At 33.1% G+C, this 24,013-nt stretch carries 17 protein-coding genes; 7 read left to right on the top strand and 10 right to left on the bottom strand.

Going from position 1 to position 24,013, the window contains the following annotated elements:
- Positions 1-8: 8 nt before the first annotated feature.
- Positions 9-1,505 (bottom strand): DUF6583 family protein, encoded by a 1,497-nt coding sequence (locus tag CD032_RS08935; RefSeq protein ID WP_103211394.1) that lies wholly within the window; start codon positions 1,503-1,505, stop codon positions 9-11.
- Between the two features lie 346 nt (positions 1,506-1,851).
- Positions 1,852-3,264, bottom strand: a complete 1,413-nt coding sequence (locus CD032_RS08940; RefSeq protein ID WP_103211395.1) for an MFS transporter — start codon at positions 3,262-3,264, stop codon at positions 1,852-1,854.
- A 217-nt stretch (positions 3,265-3,481) separates the two neighbouring features.
- Here CD032_RS08940 and CD032_RS08945 point away from each other — a divergent pair, with 217 nt between their 5' ends.
- A complete protein-coding gene (locus CD032_RS08945) occupies positions 3,482-4,420 on the top strand; it encodes a nucleoside hydrolase (RefSeq protein WP_103211396.1) in 939 nt (312 codons plus the stop codon).
- Between the two features lie 105 nt (positions 4,421-4,525).
- On the opposite strand, the gene CD032_RS08950 is transcribed toward CD032_RS08945, so the two are convergent.
- Together CD032_RS08950 and CD032_RS08955 are read right to left on the bottom strand one after the other, a co-directional pair.
- The gene (locus CD032_RS08950) at positions 4,526-5,668 is read right to left on the bottom strand and encodes a CapA family protein (RefSeq protein ID WP_103211397.1); all 1,143 of its coding nucleotides are present in this window, start codon (positions 5,666-5,668) and stop codon (positions 4,526-4,528) included.
- A 377-nt stretch (positions 5,669-6,045) separates the two neighbouring features.
- On the bottom strand, positions 6,046-6,672 hold the full coding sequence (locus CD032_RS08955; protein WP_019469042.1) for a nitroreductase family protein: 627 nt from the start codon (positions 6,670-6,672) through the stop codon (positions 6,046-6,048).
- A 395-nt stretch (positions 6,673-7,067) separates the two neighbouring features.
- Here CD032_RS08955 and CD032_RS08960 point away from each other — a divergent pair, with 395 nt between their 5' ends.
- The gene (locus CD032_RS08960; protein ID WP_103211398.1) at positions 7,068-9,224 is read left to right on the top strand and encodes a bifunctional glycosyltransferase family 2 protein/CDP-glycerol:glycerophosphate glycerophosphotransferase; all 2,157 of its coding nucleotides are present in this window, start codon (positions 7,068-7,070) and stop codon (positions 9,222-9,224) included.
- A gap of 635 nt (positions 9,225-9,859) precedes the next feature.
- Here the strand turns inward: CD032_RS08960 and betA are convergent.
- Complete coding sequence (betA, locus tag CD032_RS08965; RefSeq protein ID WP_019469109.1) at positions 9,860-11,542, bottom strand: choline dehydrogenase; 1,683 nt, start codon at positions 11,540-11,542, stop codon at positions 9,860-9,862.
- A gap of 59 nt (positions 11,543-11,601) precedes the next feature.
- A complete protein-coding gene (gene betB / locus CD032_RS08970) occupies positions 11,602-13,095 on the bottom strand; it encodes a betaine-aldehyde dehydrogenase (protein ID WP_040030304.1) in 1,494 nt (497 codons plus the stop codon).
- Positions 13,096-13,299: 204 nt separating this feature from the next.
- Here betB and cudC point away from each other — a divergent pair, with 204 nt between their 5' ends.
- Positions 13,300-13,851, top strand: a complete 552-nt coding sequence (gene cudC / locus CD032_RS08975; protein ID WP_103211399.1) for a choline uptake/conversion transcriptional regulator CudC — start codon at positions 13,300-13,302, stop codon at positions 13,849-13,851.
- A gap of 167 nt (positions 13,852-14,018) precedes the next feature.
- On the opposite strand, the gene CD032_RS08980 is transcribed toward cudC, so the two are convergent.
- Complete coding sequence (locus CD032_RS08980; protein WP_103211400.1) at positions 14,019-15,641, bottom strand: BCCT family transporter; 1,623 nt, start codon at positions 15,639-15,641, stop codon at positions 14,019-14,021.
- Between the two features lie 444 nt (positions 15,642-16,085).
- Here CD032_RS08980 and CD032_RS13125 point away from each other — a divergent pair, with 444 nt between their 5' ends.
- The 4 genes from CD032_RS13125 (at position 16,086) to CD032_RS08995 (ending at position 19,534) form a co-directional block, all read left to right on the top strand.
- Positions 16,086-16,262, top strand: coding sequence for a hypothetical protein (locus CD032_RS13125; protein ID WP_155385113.1), 177 nt, complete (start codon positions 16,086-16,088; stop codon positions 16,260-16,262).
- A gap of 155 nt (positions 16,263-16,417) precedes the next feature.
- A complete protein-coding gene (locus CD032_RS08985) occupies positions 16,418-17,134 on the top strand; it encodes a class I SAM-dependent methyltransferase (RefSeq protein WP_019469113.1) in 717 nt (238 codons plus the stop codon).
- Between the two features lie 136 nt (positions 17,135-17,270).
- Entirely contained in the window at positions 17,271-18,161 is an 891-nt protein-coding gene (locus CD032_RS08990; protein ID WP_103211401.1) for a fructose bisphosphate aldolase, read from the top strand.
- A 365-nt stretch (positions 18,162-18,526) separates the two neighbouring features.
- Positions 18,527-19,534, top strand: a complete 1,008-nt coding sequence (locus tag CD032_RS08995) for a PTS sugar transporter subunit IIC (RefSeq protein WP_019469115.1) — start codon at positions 18,527-18,529, stop codon at positions 19,532-19,534.
- Positions 19,535-19,707: 173 nt separating this feature from the next.
- On the opposite strand, the gene CD032_RS09000 is transcribed toward CD032_RS08995, so the two are convergent.
- The 3 genes from CD032_RS09000 to gabT form a co-directional block, all read right to left on the bottom strand.
- A complete protein-coding gene (locus CD032_RS09000; protein ID WP_103211402.1) occupies positions 19,708-21,093 on the bottom strand; it encodes an APC family permease in 1,386 nt (461 codons plus the stop codon).
- 143 nt (positions 21,094-21,236) lie between these two features.
- Positions 21,237-22,616: an NAD-dependent succinate-semialdehyde dehydrogenase gene (locus CD032_RS09005; RefSeq protein ID WP_103211403.1), complete on the bottom strand. Its 1,380-nt coding sequence runs from the start codon at positions 22,614-22,616 to the stop codon at positions 21,237-21,239.
- A 74-nt stretch (positions 22,617-22,690) separates the two neighbouring features.
- On the bottom strand, positions 22,691-24,013 hold the full coding sequence (gene gabT, locus CD032_RS09010) for a 4-aminobutyrate--2-oxoglutarate transaminase (RefSeq protein ID WP_103211404.1): 1,323 nt from the start codon (positions 24,011-24,013) through the stop codon (positions 22,691-22,693).

Genomic DNA, 24,013 nt, shown 5'->3' on the forward strand with positions numbered 1-24,013 from the left:
CCTTTTAGTTATTTTTTAAAATCTTTTGCTAAATCTTTAACGATAGCTTCTGTTTTTTTAGAAATTTCCTTTTGTAATTTTTTCAAATCACTATCGGACAATTCATTTAAATCTTTAGCACCTGATTTTTCAAATTTAATATCGTCTTTAAGTTTTGTCTCACCTTTGATATTAAATGTTACTGGCTGATATTGAACGTCTGTAGTTAATTCGAAATCTTGTTTTTGCGTATTATTTTTCACGTCGGTTTCTAAATTATTATTATATTCAAATTCAGTTTTGCGATAATTTGCATCGACGCTCACTTTACCTTTATCTGTACGTTTGTCACCATCTTGAGTTTCATTGTTTGATAGTTTTATCGTAGATTTCTTGTAACTTTCATTAGCTCCAATAGTATAATTATCTTTATATTTATCATCGTCTTTTGTTGATTTACCTTTCAATGATAGCTCAGTATCATCTGCAGTAATTTTATAATTCATAGCTAATTTGTCATCATCAATTTGATTCGTTCCTGTTAATTTCACCTCTGAATCATTTTTATCTTTAGCAGTTAATTCACGTTTTAAAATCAGATTATCTTCTTCCCAAATCACAGATTTAATACTTGGAAAATCATTTTTATCTTGATCTTTCACTTCTTGTATAGCTTCATCAATTTTATCTTCATAATCTTCTGTTTTGAATTGATCTTCTGCAATTTTTTTAATATCTTTATCTTTCTTAGCTTTTTCCAAAACTGATTTCACGATTGCTTTTGTTTCGCCTTTGCTAAGTTTCAATGTTACTTTCTTAACATCTTTTTCATCACCATCTACATCAATCGTAGCATTTTCTTTTTCAAAATTATCTTTGTCTAATTTATCTATGACAACATCTGTATATTTACTACTTATTTTTTCTATATCTTTTTGTGAAATTTGAGACCCTGATAATAATGAGTTTAAGTTTAATGTATCATTTGTCAATACACTCTCTTTACCTGTTGTGCTTGATGTATCTCCAGTTATTTTTTCATAAACGTCTACAAGTTCGTCATTTTTAGCTTTGTAAATATCATTAAACAATGGTGATGCATAATATTGATTATCTTTGTCTGCTGCCCATTGAAACTTCCCAATTTCATTGTCAGCTATCGTTGGATTTAAAGCTAAAACTGATTTTTCTTTTTTAGGATCGTGTCCCACTGTCAATCCTATTTCAGAAGCATCCGCGACAGATTTAGGAATACCTGATGATTCTAATAAACTTTTTGGAACATCAGCATTTGCTTTTAAATCGATTAAGTATGATTCATCTTTCATTTTATCTTGAAATTTAAATTCATTTTCAAATCGATCCTTAGCATATTCTTGAAATTGGTTAGCTGTTTCCTTTTCGCTCAATAAATATGTGTTTTTAGGTGTATTTTTGGTAATAAAGTAATAAGCGGTGCCCCCAATACCGGCAATTAAAAGCACACCAATTACAACTGAGATAATAATTTTTACTGTTTTAGACATACCCTTCAACCTCCCATTAACTTTGATTGTTTTAATAATACCACAAAAGGCTTAATAATAATTTATTTATTTGATTTTTCTTTTGTTTTTTACTTGCGCTTTAAATTAATTACTAAACATTTTTAATAAATGTAATATATCAATACATCCAATCAATTGTGTACACAATACATATATAATTGATATTTTTACATCTTCTCTTAATTTGTAATATATTCATAACCAACGAATTACAATATGAGAATAAAATGAGCCTCAAAGATTACTTTCATCAGCAATCTTTGAGGCTCAATCTTAAGCTCTAAATTTTAAAATGTATAATTGAAAAACTGTGATTTCAGTCACCCTATGTTGTGCTATTTTTTTCATGTTTAACTTCTTTTTCCCACCATAATGCATCTTTTGGATTTTGAATCACATCTTCATAATCTTCCTGTGATTCTACATTAGGATATGATCCTCTTAAAGATTTATTAGATGTTGATTTGAACATTGTTACAAAGATAATAAGTCCAACTATATTTATAAACATTAAATAGTAGGAAGGTGCAATTTGTTGGCCGGTTGTTTCTACTAGTGTAGAAAGGATAAATGGTGTTAGACCACCAAAAATAGCAGCACCTATATTATATACAAGCGATAGTGTACGCAATCTAACTTTAGTATGGAACATACTTGGTAACACTGAAGGCATAACACCTTCAAATGTTGACATAAATAGTGCAATGATAAATAAACCTAAGACTACTAAAGGCAACATTGGTATACTCATTAACCAAAAAGCTAACACTGAGAATAAACTGAAGCCTACTAAACCAAATATAATCGTCCGTTTATTTCCAATTTTATCACTATACCATCCGAAGAAAAATACGGCTGGTATCATGAGTAACATGGTAATCGTACTTAATATTGAGCCCATCGTTCCACCTAAATTAATCGTCGTATTCAAGAACGAAGGCATATATGACAACACCATGTAATTAGCTACATTTAAGAAAGCTACACCTGTAAAACAAACGACAACATCTTTCCAGTAATATTTAAAGATATCTAAATATGAATATTCTAATTCTTTTTGTTCTTCTAGTGTAGACTCATAAGCCGGACTTTCGTCAAGACTTGAACGAAGTATAATACCTACAATACCTAATGGTGCTGCTATGATAAATGGAATTCTCCATCCCCATTCAGCCATCTGTTGGTCATTCAACAAACTATACATTGTACCAGCAAGTATTGCAGCTAATATATTCCCTGCAAGTGTTCCAACTTCAAGTCCGCTACCTAATTTACCTCTTGTTTTATCTGGAGATGTTTCAGCAATATAAGTCATTGCTCCTGCATATTCACCACCAGTAGAGAATGATTGAATCATTCGAACTACTAATAAGAGTATTGGTGCCCATATTCCAATTTGTTCTTGCGTTGGTAACAAACCTAGCATTAATGTAGAGGCAGCCATCAATAAAATGGTTGTAGATAAAACGATTTTTCTACCATATTTATCTCCCAAATGACTAAAAAATATTCCTCCAATTGGTCTTACAATAAATGCAAAAGCAAAGACGGCAAAGGTTGACACAATTTGCATTTCTTGTGGTAAATTACCAAAGAAATTCGCACTGATAACTACTGCCAATTGTGCATACAATCCAAAATCAAACCATTCGATTGCGTTACCTATCCCCGTTGCTACTACACCTTTTTTAGCTTGATTAGAATCTACATGATTCACTTTTTCTTTTTTAAACTTCACAAATAAAAACACCCCTTATTTATTTCCATAGATATAATATAACATAACCTTTACGCGTATATATAAACACTTTCATTCTCTATTTTCAGAATTTTCCTACTCAATGACTATTAATATAGCGTTCTTAAGATTTATGAACTTTTGTTGAATGAACTATTTCTAATAACTGAGTTTGGTATAATGATTAAAAATCATTAAATTCGGAGGATTACATTTTATGAAAAAAGTTTATTTTAACCATGACGGTGGTGTAGATGATTTAGTCTCACTTTTTTTATTAATTCAAATGGAAGAAGTTGATTTGATTGGTGTCAGTGCAATTGGCGCTGATAGCTATGTAGAACCAGCTGTGAGTGCTTCACAAAAAATTATAAATCGTTTTTCATCAACGCCTATCCACGTAGCAGCATCGAAAGAACGCGGCAAAAACCCATTTCCTAAAGATTGGCGTATGCATGCATTCTTTATGGATGCTTTACCTATACTGAATGAACCTACTTCGCAACACTCCAAATTGCTAAAACACACAGCATATGAAGATATTATCGAAAAAGTAAGCGCAAGCGATGAAAAAGTCACGTTATTATTTACTGGACCGCTTACGGATTTAGCTAAAGCTATCACTATCGAACCAAAACTCGTAAATAACATTGAACGCTTAGTATGGATGGGAGGAACGTTTTTAGATAAAGGTAATGTTGAAGAACCCGAACATGATGGTACAGCTGAATGGAATTCATTTTGGGATCCTGAAGCAGTTAAAACTGTTTTTGATACAACACTAAAAATTGATATGGTCGCTTTAGAAAGTACAAATCAAGTACCTATGACTTGGGATATCAGACAAATGTGGGCAAACGAACGCGCGTATACCGGTGTTGATTTTTTAGGTGTAAGTTATGCTGCAGTGCCTCCACTCACACATTTCCAAACAAATTCTACATATTTCTTATGGGATGTCTTAACTACTGCTTACATAGGTAAACCAGACTTAGTAAAACAACATGATGTTAAAACTTCTGTTCATATTGATGGCCCTAGTCAAGGAAGTACATACATCGATGAAGAAAACGGTCGATTAGTTTCTGTGGTACATCATGTTGAACATGATAGTTTCTTTAATTACATCACAAATTTAGCTAAGCAAGTAAAATAAATATATGTAAATCAAAGAAGAAGCATAATCAAAATATGTGAATTGATTATGCTTCTTCTTTTTATGTTTAAAAATATATGTTTTGCTTTTATAAACAGTTAATAATCAGAAACTTTCTTCTGTTAAAAATGCAGGATCAATATGTGCTTTAGTGATTTGCTCTAAGCGTTGTACGTTAACGTCACCTTGCTTTGTTTGATTTAACCCATGCCTATGTGCCAATTCATTATTATATTGATTCAATGGATACATTTTAAAATTTTGTTTCTTATTTTTATACAACGTAGGTTCCAGCTCATAATGTGTTACCAGTGATTTCCATTTAACCTGATTAATTTTAGTTTGTTTCGGAGACTTTTCAATATTGAACGTTAAATTGCCTCCCAATACATTGTTTTCATCACCTGTTGCTTGACCATTCAAAAAATTCCCCAGGGAATAACCCACTAGTGTTTTATGATTGTCTTTACCTTCAACCCACTTCACAGGTTGAATGACATGGGGATGTGTCCCAATCACTACATCTACCCCAGCATCCGCAAACACTTTCGCGAATTTCTTTTGTGTTTTATTTGGGTTATGTTTACCTTCATTACCCCAATGCGCTGAAACGATGACAACATCACTTTGTTTTTTAGCCTTAGCCACATCATTTTTAATTTGTTTTTCATCAAAATAATTAATGTAATATGGTTTATAAGATTGAATATCATTCGTGCCATATGTATAACTCAATAAAGCTATATTAATATCGTTTTTATTCATGATTTGGATTTCATCTCTATTGTTTTGCGAATTGTATGTCCCAAAATATTCAATATCATCGAATTGCTTCCATAGTGCAATTTCATTCATAAGTCCGCTCGTCCCTTGATCTAATGCATGATTATTAGCACCGTTCACTAAATTGAACCCTGTATTCGATAAATCTTTTGCTAAAGCTTCTGGTGTATTAAATCGCTTAAATCCAGACAAACCTTTACTATCTCCACCAATGGGAGATTCTTGATTTATATAAGCTATATCTGAAGCTTCAATATCTTTTTTTAAATGACGATACATTGGTTTAAAATCAAAATTTCCATTGTGCACCGAAGCATCATTATATACTACTGGATGAATTAAGTTATCTCCCACTGCATAAAATGAAACATTATGGTTCAAATGCTTAATATTTAATAAACAGCAGGCACTACCTACGATAAAACATAAAAACAATAAAGGAAGTAAAATTTTATATCTCAACACCTATACCCCCTTTCATACAATATAAATTGTTGAAATATTTTTAGAATTATAAATTCAATCGTTTCATACCTTTATAAACTATTTATATCATAACAAACTTTAAATAATTAAGCTTTTATTACATATATTCAAATGAATTTAATGTTTTTTGTGTAGTAAGTACGTTTTAAAAAAGCACGCAAACCCTAGTTGGACTCGCGCGCTTTTTTTGAGTATCAAATTTTACGTATAAACTCTTTTTGTTTTTATTAACTTATAATTTTTGTCCTTTTAAAAATGCAAATTCATATTTAGGTCAATATTACACCTCAATAATAATCTATTTACTATTGAAATTATTACTAATAATTAGACGAATTTTATCAAAATTATAATTTTTAAACATATTTTGTAACAGTTTCTGCTGACAATCTGTATGATTCATGTCCAGGATTTTTAGCCTTTCCAATTGCAACAATCATTACTGGTTCAAAACGTTCTGGATCTAAATCGAATGCTTCAGCAATTTGATCTTTTTCAAAACCACCAATTGGATTTGTGTCATAACCATAAGATCTAGCAACGAGCATAAATTGCATTGCTGCTAAACTACTATCAATTTTAATAATATCATTCATTTCTGAACGATTTAAACTTTTATATAAGGGCAATATTTTGCCTAACATTTCAACTTTTACTTCTTCAGGCATATAACCATTTAAAACTGCATTATGATAAATATCTTCTCCATATTCATAATTTTGCATGTCGCCAAATATAATAACCATAGCTGCGGATGTATCGTTTTGGCGTGTATTAAAACGAACAAGTGGTTTCAATTTTTCTTTCCCTGCTTCACTTTCAACCACTAAAAATCTCCACGGTTGCATATTCACAGATGATGGCGCTTTGGTTGCCTTTTGTATCATCTCATCCATTTCTGATCTAGGAATTTTAACTTGCTCATCAAACACTTTCACAGATTTTCTATTTAATACAACATCTTCAAAATCATTATTTTTCATTTCAAAATTCTCCTTAGTCTTTTTTTACAAAATCAAATTATACGCAATTTGTTATATTTTACAAATCATCTGTTTAAAATTTTAATGATTTTTAAAGTTTGAGAACAACATTACTTCGACCCATGAATTTCCTATAATGAAGTTTTTGATTTATCAAAACAATGAATAAACTAAGAAAAATATTTTTTCTCAATAAGTCATATATAGTATAATTAAGATTAAACAATAGTTGATGTTTTGAATATATATTTATATTATAGTAAAATTAAAATAATCCGTTTTAACTCCAAACGGTGAAATTGCTTTTTAAAAAAACACCCTATTATTTTGAACATTAGCAGACGATGTGTGCTATTCAAATAATAAATAGAGTTAATGGAGAAAGAGGTAAAATAATGAAATCTGTATCTGTTATTGTAACTTATTATAACTCAGAAGATTATATTGAAAAATGCTTAAACAGCTTAAAAAATCAAAGATTCCAAGATTTTGAATTAATATTAGTTAACGATGGTTCAACTGATAATTCAAAACATATTGCGACTGAAACAATCAAAGATTGGAACATCTCAATTAAAGAAATTGATTTAACTCAAAACTTTGGACATGCTTACGCAAGAAACACCGCACTAGAAGCAGTAACATCACCTTATTTTATATTTATAGATTCTGATGATTATCTTGCATCTTACGCGCTCGCTTTTTATATGAAACATTTAAATCAATACGATGCTTTAATTGCACCTATTCATTCTTTCACTTTAGATGTGCCACAATACGTTGACCAAAATTTAGTGAAAGTGCAATATTTAAACACTAAAACAAAATCAAATCAGTTTCTGCGTAAACATTCTGTTTGTAACATTGTTTTTAAAACAGCTATCATGCGTGGACATAATATTAAATTCAATGAAGATTTAGATATCTTTATCGATTGGTCTTTCGTCTTAGAATTTATTAAATATTCTAATGGTTTTGTAAGAATCAGTAGATTCCCTTTCTATATTAAAGGAGAAATCTATGATCCTTTTGAAAAACCGACTTTATCAACTCAAGATTTCAATATTATTTTTAATGACTATGTATATAGCTTTTCCGACGCTGTAAAACGTGCGCCTTTAAAAGAAAATAAAAAATTCATAAAAACTAAAATGAAGAATTTATATAGAGATTCTTTTGAACCGTCATTAAGAAAAACACCAGAAAGATATGAATCAAATAGCGAACTTTTACCAAAAGTCACTAGACAGTTAATGACTACAATATTCAAGAGTGAAAAACCATTATTTATTTTAGAATCATTAATGCTTATGTTTAATAAGAAAACACCAGCATTTAAAGTTAACAGATTTAGAAAGCGTGCTCGCTTAGCCAAAAATGTTGTTTTACGTCGAAAAAATAAAAACCGTTCATTATATCAACTTACAGATAATGAAAACAAAGTTAAGCCGAACACAATCATTTTCGAAGCTTTTGGTGGTAAAAATTATAGTGACAGTCCAAAGTATATCTATGAATATATGATGAAATACCATCCAAACTATGAATTTATTTGGGTATTCAGAAAACCTGATCAAGTATATTTACCAGGACCTGCTAAAAAAGTTAAAAAAGGTTCACAAGCATACTATGAAGCATATGCTAGCGCGAAATACTGGGTAACAAATGCGAGACTACCTTTATACTTGAATAAAAAAGCTAACCAAGTTTATATTCAAACTTGGCATGGAACACCTTTAAAACGTTTAGCAAATGATATGAAAGTCATCCGTATGCCTGGAACAACAACTGATAACTATAAACGTAATTTCAAGGAAGAAACAAGCAGATGGGATTATCTTATCTCTCCAAACGCTTATTCATCTAAGAAATTTGAAACAGCTTTTTGGATGCCGCCAGAAAAAATACTTGAAATTGGTTATCCTAGAAATGATGTCTTAGTTAATCGTGCAAATGATCAAGCTTACATTCAAGAAATTAAAGAAAACTTAAACTTGCCTGAAGACAAAAAAGTAATTATGTACGCACCAACTTGGCGTGATGATGAATTTGTCAAAAAAGGAAAATATTTATTCGACTTAAAAATCGATTTAAATAACTTGCAAGAAAAAATTGGTGATGACTATGTTATTCTATTAAGAATGCATTACCTTATCGCTAACGCATTAGATTTAAGAGGTTATGAAGATTTTGCAATTGATGTATCAAATTATAGTGATATCTCAGAATTATATCTTATTTCTGACTGTTTAATCACAGATTATTCTTCAGTAATGTTTGATTATGGTGTGCTAAAAAGACCTCAAATCTTCTTTGCTTATGACCTAGATAAATATGCCAAGGATTTAAGAGGCTTCTATTTAGATTATCACAAAGATTTACCGGGACCTATTTATCAAGATGCATATAAACTAGCAGAGGACCTACAACACTTAGATCAAATTGAAAATGACTATAAAGCTGAAATCAATAAGTTTTATAACGATTTTTGTTCAATTGAAAATGGTAATGCTTCTAAAGCAATCGCTGATTTAATTACTAAAAACCAATAAATATTGTATGATGCAAAGGGCATGGATATACATGCTTATGCTCAAAATAAGAGGGCAAATCCTTAACAATGGATTTGTCCTCTTTATATTGTTTAAAATCTTCTGATTTTGATCGTGCATGCTTGCCTAGGGATATGGCTCGAGCCTGTAGTCTCTCACTCATATCATTTCCCCGGGCGTCAGCACGATTGCAAAATCGTTTGGAATATTTATCAAGATACAAAAGCAAAGGCTCATTTGAAGCAATTCATTCCCTCTAATATATTGATGAAGTGCTTATTTTATAAAATTAATAACATGAATCAGCCTGAAATCATAAGTAATAAAGAATTGGAACTTTTGATATAAGAATCATATGCGATTTTGACCGTGCATGCTTGCCTGGGATATGGCTCGAGCCTGTAGTCTCTCACTCATACTATCCCCAGGGCGTCAGCACAATGCAAAATCACTTTAACTGATACGCTAAAGTATCAAGTAAACATATTTTCGTCTAAACGCATTAAACTTCATAATTTAAAGAGGCTGCACTTTACAGCAGTTACTCTCAATTCAACACATTAAATATAAACATCCCTCTCTCATTCACAATGAATGAAAAAGGGATTGTGCTATATAATGTCATAACGTATAAATTATTTTACTGTTCCTGCATCTTTATCATGTACACCATGACGATAATAATCAATATGTTCAGGTGCTAATGGTTTTTTACCTCTGATTACATCAGCAGCTCTTTCAGCTATCATTAATACTGGAGAATGGATATTACCATTTGTCGTACGTGGCATAACTGAAGCATCTACAACACGTAAATTTTCCATACCATGTACTTTAAATGTATCAGGATCAACTACTGACATTTCATCAGATTTTGGTCCCATTCTACAACTACAAGATGGATGTAATGCTGTTTCTCCATCACGTTTTACCCATTCGATAATTTCTTCATCTGTTTGAACTTCAGGTCCTGGTGAAATCTCTCCACCATTGAAGGGATCTAAAGCTTTTTGAGACAAGATATTTCTAGCGACCTTAATTGCTTCTACCCATTCACGTTTATCTTCTTCAGTAGATAAGTAATTAAAGACAAAATCAGGTTTTTCAAATGGATCTTTAGATTTGATCTTCAAGTGACCACGTGAATTAGAGTACATTGGACCAACATGTACTTGGTAACCATGTGCTGTTGGCGCTTTAGTACCATCATATCTCACTGCAATTGGCAAGAAGTGGAACATTAGATTTGGATAATCTACTTCATTGTTAGAACGAACAAAGCCGCCACCTTCAAAATGATTGGATGCCGCAGCACCTTTACGACCTAATATCCATTGCAAACCAATAAATGGCATCTTCAATTTATTCAAACTTGGTTGCAATGATACAGGTTGTTTACATGCATGTTGTACATATACTTCTAAATGATCTTCAAAGTTTTCTCCAACACCTGGTAAATGTAAACGAGGTTCGATACCTACAGAACGTAAATGTTCTGAATCACCAATACCTGATAATTGTAATAATTGTGGTGAATTAATTGCACCACCTGATAAAATAACTTCTTTAGCATTAACTGTATGTTCTTTACCATTTTTCTTGAATGTAACACCAGTTACTTTATTTCCATCAAAATTTAATTTAGTAACAAAAGCACGTGTTTGTACGTCTAAATTTTTACGTTTCATAGCTGGATGTAAATAAGCTCTTGAAGCTGAAACACGACGACCATTATGAACTTGGCTATCAAAAGGACCAAATCCTTCTTGTCTGAAACCATTAACATCTGGTGTTTTATTATAGCCCGCTTCTACACCTGCATTGAAAAATGCTTGGAATAGTGGATTTGTTGCTGGACCTCTTCTTAACTTAATTGGACCATGATGGCCACGGTATGGATCATCTTTACTTGAACCAAATGTTGTTTCTAAACGCTTAAAGTATGGTAAACAATGTGCAAAGTCCCAATTCTCCATGCCTTCAGGTTTTGCCCATTTTTCATAGTCCATTGGGTTACCTCTTTGATAAATCATGCCGTTAATAGAACTTGAACCGCCAAGCACTTTACCACGGGCATGACCTACTTTTCTACCATCCATATGTGGTTCTTCATTAGTTTCATAAATCCAATCATATAGCTTATTGCCTGCTGGATACATTAAAGCAGCTGGCATTTGGATTAATAAATCCCAAGGATAATCGCTGCGTCCTGCTTCAAGTACAAGTACATTATTAGATACATCTTCACTAATTCTCGCACCTAATACTGATCCGGCACTGCCGCCTCCAATAATAATATAATCATACGCTTCTCTCATTTTTATATAGCCTCCTGATATATATTTCTAAGATTCATAGTTAATTTTAGTGATTAACGTTACGCTTTACCGAACCAATTCACAGGCTCTGGATTTGTGTTACGAAGGATATGTTTCTCAACTTGATACTCTGCTAGACCTTCTTTTCCAAGTTCTCTACCAATACCTGACTGCTTATATCCGCCCCATGGTGCTTGTGCAAAATATGGATGGAAATCGTTAATCCAAACAGTGCCCATTCTTAATTGATTAACGACACGTTCTGCTTTACCAATATCGTTAGTAAATACACCGCCAGCTAGTCCATAAATAGAATCGTTAGCTAGTGTGATTGCCTGTTCTTCTGTATCAAAACCTTCGATTGTTACAACAGGGCCAAACACTTCTTCTTGAACGATACGCATTGAAGTATCGCAATCAGTAATCACTGTGGGTTCAAAGAATAAGCCATCTTGTAAATCTTCACGTTCTGGTCGTTTACCACCTATTGCAATAGTGGCATTTTCTGATTTAGCTACTTCCATGTATTTCTCTATTTTTTCTCTATGTTCTACAGAGATTACTGGACCCATTTCAGTTTCTGGGTTAAAGCCGTCGCCTAATTTAATATTTTTGATTCTTTCAATTAATGCTTGTTCAAATTGGTTTTTAATTTTGTTATCTACTAAAATTCTGGCACCAGCTGAACAAACTTGTCCTGCATGGAAAAAGCCACCATTAAGCGCTTGATCAACTGCAAGTTCAAAGTCTGCATCAGCGAATATAATATTAGGATTTTTACCACCTAATTCTAAAGCAACATTCGTTACATGATCTGCCGCTTGTTTCATAATGTGTTTACCTGTCTGAATACCACCTGTAAATGAAACTAAGTCGACATCTTTATGTGATGATAATGGTTCTCCTACTTCAGAACCCTTACCTAATACTAAGTTAATAACACCTTTAGGGAAGCCAACTTCTTCCATCAATTCAAACACACGGATTGTTGTTAATGGTGTAATTTCACTTGGTTTCATTACTAAAGAACAACCAGTCGCTAATGCTGGCGCAATTTTCCAAGATGCTTGAAGTAAAGGATAATTCCAAGGTGTGATTTGTGTTACTACTCCTACTGGTTCTTTAACGACTTTACTTTCTGTATTTGGGATTGGAGAATCAATAATTTCTCCTCCATCTTTATCTGCTAACCCAGCAAAAAAGTTAAATACATTTGCAATATCGTCCATATCAGCATAAGATTCTTCTAATGTTTTACCTGTATCTAACGTTTCAAGTTTCGCTAATTCTTCACGATGTGTCTCAATTAAATTAGCTATTGCTCTAACTTTCTTGCCTCTATTTTCACTTGTTTCATTAGCCCATGTTCCTTCTTCAAAAGCGCGTCTTGCTGCTAAAATTGCACGTTCACTATCTTCTGCAGTTCCTTCTGCTACTTCAAAAATAACTGCTTGATTATATGGATTAATAATCTCTCTCGTTTGCTTATTTGAGCTTTCTACCCATTCTCCATCTATATATTGAAGACGAGATAAATGATCTACAAGTTCCATTAAAATTACCTCCGTTAAGTTTGTTAAATTTTTATTTAACGAATTTTATGAACTTTATGTTATCATAGTAGTTGAAAAAGTGTCAAATGTGTTTAAATATGATAGGGGTTTATACATGCATCTTTTGAGTATGGAATGTAAACTATAGGAACTCACTATTTATTTTTCACTTAACTATATATGGACTTGAACGGAGGTGGACAATTGGTACATTCGACCAACCCTGATTATCAATTAGAAGAAGCTAAGGATATCGTTATTAATGCCATAGGTGAAACTATGGATCTATACGGCATCAATCGAAGTGTAGGAAACTTATTTGGAACAATGTTTTTTGAAGACAGTATGACACTTGATGAAATGAGAGAACAGTTACAAATGAGCAAACCCAGCATGAGTGCTGGCGTTAAAAGACTTCAAGAATTTGATATTGTTAAACAACAATTCACACGTGGAAGTAGAAAACAACATTTTGTCGCCGAAAAGGATTTCTTTAATTTCTTTAGTAATTTCTTTTCACGCAAATGGCGTCGGGAGATTGTTATTAATTCAGAAGGCGTTCACGATGCAGTAGCTATACTTGATAAGATTATTGATAACAACAAAGCAGATGAAGCTACAAAATCGGAAGCAGAGGAAGTTAAACAACAATTACTTGATACTTTGCCTTATTATGAATGGCTAGACAATTTAAGCAATGCATTAGAATCCGGTGAAATATTTAAATATTTCCCAATTCCAGAAAAAAAAGACTAACAAAAAGCTGAGACATAATGAACTGTCTCAGCTTTAAGTATGTGTTCATATGTATTGAAACAGGACGAATACCTATACTTTACAAAGTTTGACTAATAGTAATTATTATAAAAAAAGCGCAGCAAAATCTTACCGTAAAATAAGATTTTGCTGCGCTTGTTACTTTTTTATTTATCATTTTCTCTACGTTCTCTTACTTGTGTTATGCGTAACGAACGTCTTTCTACTTCTCTATATTTTTCAGCTCTATCTTCAAGCTTCAATCTATCTTCGGACAATGTCCTTAAGAATGAAATCATCATCATGACAAATATAGCCAACAGAGGAACACTTGCCAATAAAGAAGCTGTCTTTAAGACTTCTAAAGCTCGCTCCCCACCTACTAACATCAATCCAAATGGTAATAGACATAGTGCAAAAGCCCAGTATAATCTATTTGCTTTTAACGGCTCGCCTATGACTTTCTTTTGAGAAGCCGCAGCCAATATATAAGAACCTGAATCAAATGTTGTTGCTAAGAATAAGAATGCAGATAACAAGAATAGCACGATGATTAAATTAGGGAACGGCAATTGATGCATAACTTCTATAATAGTAGCCTCTGTGCCATGCGTATTTAAGAAATGTATCACATCGAATGAACCAGTGATTTGTAAATAAACTGCATAGTTACCAAAGATACCAAAGAACAGTGCACATCCTAACGTTCCATAAATGATTGTACCAAGCACAATTTCTTTAAGTGTACGCCCTTTAGAAATACGTGCAATGAACAAGCCTATAAATGGCGCATATACAATCCACCATGACCAATAGAAAATCGTCCATTGTTGTGGGAAATTCGTTTCTTTACGACCACCTATACCACCAAATGGTTCAATCCATGTAGCCATTTGGAAGAAGTTTTTAATCATGTTACCCATACCTGTAATTGAGGTTTCCATGATGAATACCGTTGGTCCAACAATAAATACAAAACCTAATAATACAAAAGATAAAATAACATTTGCATCACTTAAAACTTTAATTCCTTTTTTCAAACCAGAGTAAGAACTATATGCAAAGACAGCTGTAATTGTGAATAGAATAATACTACGCATCAACATACTGTCTCCAATACCTGTTAATTTTTCTATACCTGCAGAAATCATTGGTACACCAAGTGCTAGTGAGGTAGCTGCGCCACCAAGCAGACCAAAGATAAATAGAATATCAACGATTTTTCCTATAATGCCATCTGTCTGACCTCTTAAGATCGGACTCATTGTTTGACTGATTTTGTAAACTGGTTTTTTCTTGATAAAAACAAGATAACCAATTGCTAATGCTGGCAGTACAAATGTAGCCCAAGCAATTGGACCCCAATGGAACATGCCATACATAGTAGCGTAATTCAATGCACTATCCGTCATTCCTTTACCGCCATGTGGTGGATCTTGATAATAGAATGCCCATTCAATAACGCCCCAGTATAAAATATCTGAAGCAATTCCAGCACAAAACAACATAGCTGCCCAACTAAAATTATTAAATTCTGGCTTGTCTGTCGCTTTACCAAGCGTAACATTACCATATTTACCGAATGCGATGTATAGTACAAATATTAACGTCGCAAGTCCAATCAATAAATATACTGAGCCGAGTGTACTCGACACGACTTCATTTAAATGCGTTATTATATCCTGACTGGCCTTAGGAAAAACCATCATCGGAATAACTGCAATAAGTAATATCAATGAAGACCCTATAAAGGTCGTCCAATCCATTACTTTTACTCTTTCTTTTTTCACAATAGACACCCCTTATTGTTAGTAAAATATGTAAAAACTTTGCTAATTAGTGTAATTTTTTAGCAAAAACATTTATTAAATTACAAACATGAGCCTAACGAACTTTTAATAATAATGCAAATTACATTCAAAAATATCAAACTCAAAAGATGAATAAATATATAATTTTTATAACATCCACAGTCTTGAAATTCGTTCTAATCGCAGTGTTAAGTTTAAATTTAACGAAATTAACAAATAGAACGAACTTTATTTTTGTATTTTTATACGTATTAAATGTATTAATATTAGTTTTATTTTTTTCAAAAAGTTGTTATTTTCTTTTTGAAATAACAACTTTAATGTGCTATTAAATTGCGATAGATTTTAATTTTGTTAAAATAATGTTGGTGGTTATCAAGATTTAACAAAGAGCATTTTCCAATTATATTTAGCGTCTTTTCTGTGCTATTTCCAATTGGTTCATATACCTCATACAGCGAAGGCATATTTTTCAATAGCTTAGAAGGCGTTTTAGGCATTGGCAGTATTATTTTCTTCATTTTAAATATCGTCGCATTCTTTTACATGATTACTGACAGTGACAAAGCAGGTAATCAATACGGACTACCACGTAAGTAGTTAGAATAACGCACATAAAGAACTGGACAGAAATCATGCTTTACAAGCGATTCCTGTCCCGTTTTTCTTTTTACTAAACTATTAATTCCATACTTTTCCACTAAAATAGCTTATAATCTATATATAGTGCATTTATAATAAATGAGGTATTTATCATGAACAAAAGCAAAATTATTGATTATTGGAATAAGCGTGCGACATCTTTTAGTCAAGATAAGCAAGCAGAACTAAAAAGTGTGCACGCAGAAAGATGGTTAGCTGAAATAAACCAGATTACAACAATTAAACCTGGTATGAGAATCTTAGATATTGGCACCGGTGCAGGTTTTCTGGCAATACTCTGCCAACAACAAGGCGCACAAGTTACCGGCATTGACCTTTCACCTGAAATGATTCAATCTGCAAAGCAAAATGCTTTACATTTTAATATGAATGTCAACTTTCAAGTCATGGATGCTGAACATTTACACTTTGACGACGCATGTTTTGACCTAATCATTTCTAGAAATGTCACTTGGTTATTGCCAGATACAAAAGCTGCCTACCAAGAATGGTTACGGGTTTTAAAACCAAATGCTACACTCATTAATATCGATGGAGATTATGGAAAAGATGCTTTTACCGATTATAGTAATTTACCAAATCACCATGCACATCATGCTTTAGAAAACACGATGTTAGCGGAGAGTGAAAATATAAAGCAAAGTATTTCAATTAACCACTATAGCCGCCCTCAATACGATTTAAATATCCTTAAGCAAATAAATACGAAGTCCATTCATGTAGATACGACAATTTATCAACGTATTTATCAAACGCAAGATGAATTTTATAATCCTACACCTATATTTTTAATAGCATTAACGAAATAATGTGTGCCAATGAAACTGAACACATTGCTCATCCTATTAAAATATGAATAATTCGTTTCACTTAGAGCCTACAACTTGCGTTGGCATCTATTTTTTATCATACTATATATGAATAAAAGCAAAAGGAGTGGTAAGAATGAATAAAGAACAATTTGATAAAGTAAAAAATGGTAAAGGTTTCATTGCTGCATTAGATCAAAGTGGTGGAAGTACACCTAAAGCATTAAGTGACTATGGTGTAACTGAAGACCAATATAACAGTGAAGATGAAATGTTTAAACTTGTGCATGATATGCGTACACGAATTGTTTCATCACCTTCATTCAATTCTGATAAAATTATCGGTGCAATTCTTTTCGAACAAACAATGGATCGTGAAGTAGAAGGTAAACATACTGGTGACTATTTAGCTGATAAAGGTGTCGTTCCTTTCTTAAAAGTAGATAAAGGCTTAGCCGAAGAACAAAACGGCGTACAGTTAATGAAGCCAATTCCAGACTTAGATAAATTATTAAGTCGCGCAAATGACCATAAAATTTTTGGTACAAAAATGCGTTCAAATATTTTAGAATTTAATAAAACTGGTATTGATCAAGTCGTACAACAACAATTCGAAATCGGAAAACAAATCATCTCTGCCGGTTTAGTACCAATTATCGAACCAGAAGTGAATATCAATGCTGATAACAAAGCAGAAATTGAATCATATTTAGCAAGTGCAATCTTAGCAGAGTTAAATAAATTAAATGACGATGAACTCGTAATGCTAAAATTAACAATCCCAACTAAAGCAAACCAATATCAAGAATTAATCGCACACCCTAATGTGATTCGTGTCGTTGCTTTATCTGGTGGTTATAGTAGAGAGCATGCTAACGAAGTTTTAAAACAAAACAAAGACTTAATTGCTAGTTTCTCTCGTGCATTAATCAATGACTTAAATGTCAATCAATCAGATGAAGAATTTGATAAAATTTTAGCAGATACAATCGACTCTATCTACGATGCATCAGTAAATAAAGCTTAATGATCAATCAGTAATATTTTTATATTTCCCAGGAAAAGTAGCAAATATAAGTAACATTTAAAACACACACTGACCTATTAAAGTTAGTGTGTGTTTTTATATAGTAATGTTTAAATACAAGTTGTATCAATGATTTATAAATTCAAACTATATTTATTGTCCTCTGTACGCAATCTAACGTACACACATGTCATTTATCACAGTAGCGAGTAATTTTATTTTTAAAAATGTTTACACTCCGAATCTATAGCTTATTTCATCGATGAAACTTTATGAGAAATCGATAAATAGTCTAGCCATAAATAACAACAAACTATATAATTATATTAATTTGCTAATTACCAATGATTTTAAGGAGAGGAAATATGAAAAATTATTTACATAGATGGATTATTGAAGCGCTAAGTTATATGGCTTTAGGTTTATTTGGCTCTTTGATTATCGGCTTAATTTTAGAAACGCTTGGAGAACAAACATTACTACCACAATTAAATCTGACATTTCTATCAGAAATCGGTAAAGTAGCAATGTCCATGACTGGTGCTGCTATCGGTGTGGCGATTGCTTACGGTTTAGGCGCAAAACCACTCGTTACATTTTCTTGTGTTATTGTAGGTACCTTAGGTTATACAACTTTTGATGGTGGTCCAGTAGGCGCTTATATTGCTACAGTTATCGTTGTTGAACTGAGTAGATTATATGCTGGAAAAACTAAAATCGATATTATTTTATCTCCACTACTAACGATATTAATTGGTGGGTTTATTGCAAAAGCTTTCGGACCAGCATTAAATCAATTTATGACAGGCTTAGGTAAAATTATTATTGTATCTACGGAGCAACAACCGTTCATCATGGGTATCTTAGTTGCTGTTATCTTTGGTTTAGCTTTAACTGCACCGATATCTAGTGCAGCATTAGCGTTGATGTTAGACTTGAACGGGCTCGCTGCAGGTGCAGCAACAATCGGTTGCGCTTCACAAATGATTGGTTTTGCAGTTACTGGTTACAAAGATAATGGTTGGGGTGGTGTGCTTTCAGTAGGTATTGGCACAAGTATGCTGCAAGTCCCTAATATCATTAAGCATCCAATGATTTTACTACCGCCTACTGTTACCAGTGCGATTGTCGCACCTATTATGACAACGTTCTTTCCTATGACGAATAACGCTGCAGGTGCTGGTATGGGGACGAGTGGATTCATCGGTCAAATTATGACTATCAATACAATGGGTGGTTCTATACAGACTTGGTGCTTAATCATTACTTTCCATATTTTATTGCCAGCCATCATTAGTTTCTTTCTTTATAAACTTTGTTTAAAAAAGCAATGGATAAGTCCTGGCGATCAATTAATTCACATTGCAAATTAGCAATGATATTCTATATAAAAACAAAGCCTGAGACACATAAATGCCTCAGGCTTTGCTATATTTTGATTTATTTAATTATGTTTAAATTTCACTCATCATTTTCAAGCGTGAGCTTTGCCAGATCAATATAACTATTTTCAATAATAACATTATGTTCATAGCTTTATTTCATTTTACTCTTTATCTACATGTGCATTTACAGGTACATTCGTAGTAGATTTTCTTGTTTGTGTTATATATAAAATCGCCCCTATAAGATACCAAGCCAATACGATAAGCCATTCAGAAGGCCATGCCAATGATGATGGCATTCCAGGTAAATAAATGACTATAAACAAAATGCTTAAAATAATTGCTATGCTACCAACGAGTTTTCCATTTTTTATACGATAAGGTCTAGCTAAATCAGGTTGCACCTTACGTAACTTCATAAATGAAATTGCTACGAGTAAATACCCTAATACCACACCAATACCGCCAGCATTAACAATCCATACTAGTGCTGCTCTTCCTAAAAGTGGTGCAACGAAAGCTAATATACCAAGAAACAAAATACCGTGTGTAGGTGTTTTATACTTAGGATGAATAAATGCGAACCATTTAGGAATCATGTGATTCTTTGCCATAGCATATAAAATTCTACTACCACCAATTATAAAAGCATTCCAACTTGTAATTATGCCAGCTACACCACCTAATACAAGTAAGACACCAAATCCACTATGACCAAATAAGTTAACCATTGCATCTGCTGTTGCCAAATTACTGTTGCTTAAAGCTTTGGCTGATAAGCCTGTTGCCACACCAAAAACAATGAGCAAATAAAAAATCACAGAGGCGATAATTGATAATATTAAAATACCGCCGATTTTTTTCGCAGGTGCTTTAACTTCTTCTGCGATTTGTGGAATGACATCAAAACCAACAAATAAAAATGGAATCATCATTAATACAGACATTGTTCCACTAACCCCATTCTCAAATGGCTGTAAATTGTTAAAATTACCATTAAAGCCCGCTCCAAATACAAGTAACAAACCAACACCTACAATAAAAATTGTGAAAACAGTTTGCATAATCGCTGCAGGTTTGACACCAAAATAATTAAGTGAGGTTAAAATGACACTTCCAATTGAGCCAATGATAACCCATGTAAAATATACATCCCAACCTGCGATATTCCACATCAATCCTTGATGTTGAAAAGGAATGACATAGTCAATCACGGTAGGCAATGCAACCGCTTCAAACGTAATTACAGAGACATAGCCAAATAATACAGACCAACCTGATGTAAAGGCAATTCCTGGAGTGAAGGCTTTTTTAACAAATACAAAGCCCCCACCAGTTTCTGGAATTGCAGCAGCTAATTCTGCATATGTAAGTCCGATAACAATGACTAAAAATCCACCGAGTAAAAATGCCACAATACTTCCTATAAAACCTGCTGTTGATACCCATTCCCCTGACAATACGACCCAGCCCCATCCAAGCATTGCGCCAATCGCCAAGAATAAGACATCAACAATATTCATCGTCTTATTAAATTGAGATTTCATTTTACATACCCCATAACATTCATTGAATTAAAAGTGAATGAGCTTAAATTTTTTATATTAGTTTCAATCTAATCATCACTTTCTTGTTCATATAGATTCATAAGTTTTGCTTTACTTACCACTAGTAATGCTTCGCTTGCACTTTAAATACCTATGGATAAATATTTCGTTTCTAAATATGGCTCTATACCTTCAGTGCCACCTTCTCTACCATAGCCACTTTCTTTCAAACCACCAAATGGCGCATGAGCAGCTGAAGGGCCACCATCATTCCATCCAACAACACCATATTCTAATTCATTATAAAGTTTTAGTCCTGTACGATAATCATTTGTAAAGAAATATGAAGCTAAACCAAATTCTGTATCGTTTGCCATTTTTATTGCTTCATCTAAATCTTCATAAACCATAACTGGTGCAACAGGACCGAAAGTTTCTTCATGCATCACTTTCATATCTAAATTTGCATTAGAGATAACAACTGGTTTTAGGAAATTTCCATTTAACGCTTGTATATCATCCACTGTCCGTGATAATTTTCCACCTTTAGCTTGCGCATCTGTGATATGTGTCATTACTTTTTCAACTGCGGCCTTATCAATTAGCGGACCAATTTTAACGTCCGCTTGAAAACCATCACCGACAGCTAATTCATTAACTTTCTCAATCAAGCGCGTTGTGTATTGATCAGCAATATCTTGATGTACAAAGATACGATTCGCACAGATACATGTTTGACCAGCATTTCTAAATTTAGAAGCAATGGTGCCATCTACGGCCGCTTCAATATCAGCATCTTTATGCACAATTAAAGGTGCTAAACCGCCTAGCTCCATCGTTACATTTTTTACACTTTGCGCGGATTGTTCAATCAATGATTTTCCTACAGCAGTCGATCCAGTAAATGTCACTTTATTAATCAATTTATGAGATGTGAAGATATCACCTGCATCTTTACCAGACGCAATAATATAAGATATTGCACCTTCAGGTATGCCTGCTTCATGTGCAAGCGCAACAAGTTTAATGGTTGTTAATGGTGTTTTGACAGCAGGTTTACAAATAATCGTACATCCAGCTGCCAATGCAGGCGCCATTTTTCGTGTTATCATCGCTGCCGGGAAATTCCAAGGTGTAATTGCACCTACTACACCTACTGGAAATTTATCAATCATTATCTTTTTAGATGGCGTGTTTGCTGGTATTGTACGTCCATATACTCTCTTAGCTTCTTCTGCGTACCACTTAACATAAGCATTAGCATAGATGACTTCCCCTTTGGCTTCTGCTAATGGTTTTCCACCCTCAAGTGTAATCAGTTCCGCAAGTTCATCCTGATGTTCATCAATGAGATTCGCCCATTGATACAACTTTGCTGAACGTTCGTGTGCATCCACTAATTTCCATTCTTCAAATGCTTTATGTGCACGTTCAATTTTTGAATTACTTTCATCATGACTCGTGTAATTCAAACGTTCTATAACTTCATTTGTAGAAGGATTATAAACTTCTAATTGACCCATTTTTATCCTCTCCCTTACACTTATTTTTGTTATGAGGTATGACTTATCTATACCCTCTATTTAAAAATAAAATTTCAGGCGTTTGTATGCGCTTCTGTTGCGTCTACATTTTTAAAAGTCTCAGACAATATTTCTAATCCTTGTTGTAATTCATCGTCTGAAATTACAAGCGGTGTTAAGAAACGTAAAACATTACCTTTAATACCAGCAGATAATAATAACAAACCATTTTCATTTGCCGTTTGAGTAATTTTTCCAGTTAATGCTTTATTTGGTTCGCCAGTTTGATCATCGATGATTTCGCAGGCTACCATAGCACCAAGTCTACGAATGTTCGTTATAAATGAATGTTGTTCTGCGCTGTGATATAGGAAATCTTCAAGTTGTTGTCCAATTTGTTCTGCTTTATTGTTTAAATCTTCTTCTTCGATGATTTCAATGACTTTTAAAGCAGCCTCACACGCTAAAGGATTACCAGCATATGTGCCACCTAGTTCTCCTGGAGATGCACTATCTATGATTTCAGCTTTGCCAACTACACCACTTAATGGAAATCCTGCAGCTAATGATTTAGACACCGTTATTAAATCAGGTTCTATGTCAAAATGTTCAATCGCAAATGTTTTTCCTGTTCGAGCAAAACCTGTTTGAATTTCATCCGCCACAAAAATAATGTCGTGATCTTCACATATTTTTTTAACTGCTTTGACGAATTTTTTATCCGGAATAATAAATCCACCTTCTCCTTGAACAGGTTCCATCACGATACAAGCTACTTCACTAGGATCTACCGTTTCAACAAAGAAATCATGTAACTTATTAATCATTTGTTCAATATAAGCTGTTTCAGATAAAGATTCGGATTTTTCTGAAATATTAGGATATGGCGCTTGGTAAACTTCTGGTGCAAAAGGACCAAAACCAAGCTTATAAGGTCTTACTTTACTTGTCATAGACATTGTTAAATTTGTACGGCCATGAAAACCTCTTACAAATGATACAACTGATTGCCTTCTGGTGTGTTTTCTAGCAATTTTTACAGCATTTTCTACAGCTTCTGCACCTGAATTAAGTAAAATCGTTTTTTTATCAAAATCACCAGGCGTAATTTCAGTTAATTTTTGTGCTAAGTTAAGATAACTTTTATACATAATGACATTGAAACCAGGATGTATAAACTTGTCCAGTTGTTCTTTTAAATGTTTGGTTATCTTAGGATGCGTGTGCCCAACATTTAATGTACCAATAGCTCCCGCGAAATCAATGAAACGTGCACCGTCTACATCTGTGACCGTAGCACCTTGTGCATAATCCGCAACATGCAGATTGCCGTTCCCAACACCGCGTGCTACATATTTATCACGTTGTTTTTTATAGCTTTCGAATTGATTTGTCAT

The sequence above is a fragment of the Staphylococcus cohnii subsp. cohnii genome, from assembly GCF_002902365.1.
Taxonomy (GTDB): domain Bacteria; phylum Bacillota; class Bacilli; order Staphylococcales; family Staphylococcaceae; genus Staphylococcus; species Staphylococcus cohnii.